This window comes from Komagataeibacter europaeus LMG 18890, assembly GCF_000285295.1.
Classification (GTDB): Bacteria; Pseudomonadota; Alphaproteobacteria; order Acetobacterales; family Acetobacteraceae; genus Komagataeibacter; species Komagataeibacter europaeus.
Window position 1 is genome coordinate 1 of record NZ_CADP01000259.1, and the last position, 1,813, is coordinate 1,813.

Consider the following 1,813-nt stretch of genomic DNA (forward strand, 5'->3'; position numbering starts at 1 on the left):
GGTATCCACTGGAGTGCTGACACGAGACTGACGAAGCCAAGATATGATTCCTTGGTTTTGTCATATCGGGTGGCAACGCGTCGCCAGTTCTTGAGTTTGTTGAACAGGCGCTCGACGAGATTGCGCCAGCGATATTTGGTTTTATCATGAGGTACAGGATTGCGACGGTTGCTTTTGCTCGGGATGACGGCTTCGATTTCGGCCTTGGCAAGTTCCTCGCGAATGAGGTCGGCATCGTAACCTTTGTCTGCCAGTAACGCCTCGATCTTGTCAGCGATCATGCGGAACAGCGGGCCGAAACCCTGAATATCGTGGGTCTGTCCCGGCGTCAGGACAAAACCGAGAGGGCGTCCCCTGGCGTCGCATCGGGCGTGCAGTTTGGTGGTGAAACCACCGCGCGATCGGCCAAGCGCCTCGGTTTCCTGTGTCCCTTTTTTATACCGATAGCACAATGATGTGCCCGGACCACCGTGCTGTCGATCATGTCGGCAGTGGTATCCCGCTCGACCATTTCAGCCAAGGTTTCGAGCATCGCATCGAACACGCCTGTCGTCACCCATCGTCGGTAGCGTCGGAACACGCTGTTCCACTTGCCATAATCATCAGGCAGGTGGCGCCACTGCGATCCGGTTCGGGCAATCCACATCATGCCTTCGAAATACAGACGATTGTCTTGCGCAGGACGGCAGCCACGACCCCTCTCAGGCGGAAGCAGCGCCCCGATGATGGCCCATTCCTCGTCCGAAAGCCCAATTCGCTCGCCCAACAACGCCTCCAAAAGGCAGCTTTGAATCAATCATGGACGTTACTGTCAACCTTTGTCCACGAAACCTAGCACTACAGTTGCATTTTGTGTTGAGTTCTGAATCTATGGGTAACCATGATTCAGGATATGATGAGTGGCGGTACGTCTGTTGAAGAGACGCTGGAATTATGGGCGCGCTCGCTTCGGTCCGCCAAGGATCGGATGGCGCCGCTGTTCACGCAAAAACGTGTCGTAGATTCGGCCTGTGCTTTTCTTGATGTTTTGATTGGCAATGAACCACGCAAGACGGGATGGATGCGAGCGGAAGCCGCAGGAGATCCTGGTCCATGGCGGCAGCAGGCGCTTCTGGGACGCGGGCACTGGGATGCCGATGCCCTTCGTGACGTCGTCAGGGATTATGTGATTGAGCATCTGGGCACTGAAGAGGGCGTGCTGGTCATTGATGAGACCGGTTTTCTGAAGAAGGGTCAGGCGTCCTGCGGTGTGGGGCGGCAGTATACGGGATCTGCCGGCAAGATCACGAACTGCCAGATTGGTGTGTTTGGCGCTTATGTTTCGGAACGGGGGCATGCCTTTATTGACCGCGCCCTGTATCTCCCGAAAGACTGGACATCAAAGCCTGAGCGTCTGAAGCGGGCCCACGTTCCCGATGACGTGGTGTTTGCAACCAAACCGGCGTTAGGGCCTGTTAGCACTTGATCCAGTCTGCGGCGGCAGCGATGTGGATGACCGCGAGGAACGAGGTTGCTGTTTTTTCGTATCTGGTTGCGACAGCGCGCCATTCCTTGAGACGAGCCCAGAGGTTCTCCACAAGATGTCGGCATCGATAGGCCCATTTGGGACAGGCGACCGGCGCATCGCGTCGTTTCGCGGGAATGGCCGGTCGGGCTCCCATGTCCCATATCCGTTCACGAAAGGCGTCTGACGCGTAGCCTTTGTCCGCCACGACCCACAGGGGAACAGAGGGGAGATCGTCGAGCATGGCTGGCGCCAGTGGCAGTTCATGGGCCTGTCCGGGTGCCAGAGCGAAACCAATGGCTTTTCCGT

General features: G+C 56.9%; 1 protein-coding gene and 2 pseudogenes. 1 reads left to right on the top strand and 2 read right to left on the bottom strand.

The window, feature by feature from the left end:
- Positions 1–796: pseudogene (locus tag GEU01_RS27685) on the bottom strand (IS5 family transposase); the annotation flags it as partial.
- 84 nt (positions 797–880) lie between these two features.
- Here GEU01_RS27685 and GEU01_RS23775 point away from each other — a divergent pair.
- Positions 881–1,447, top strand: a pseudogene (locus GEU01_RS23775) (IS701-like element IS1452 family transposase); the annotation flags it as partial.
- Positions 1,448–1,454: 7 nt separating this feature from the next.
- Here GEU01_RS23775 and GEU01_RS21420 read toward each other — a convergent pair.
- Positions 1,455–1,813 (bottom strand): IS5/IS1182 family transposase (locus GEU01_RS21420; RefSeq protein ID WP_019086314.1); only part of this gene is annotated, 359 nt, incomplete at its 5' end.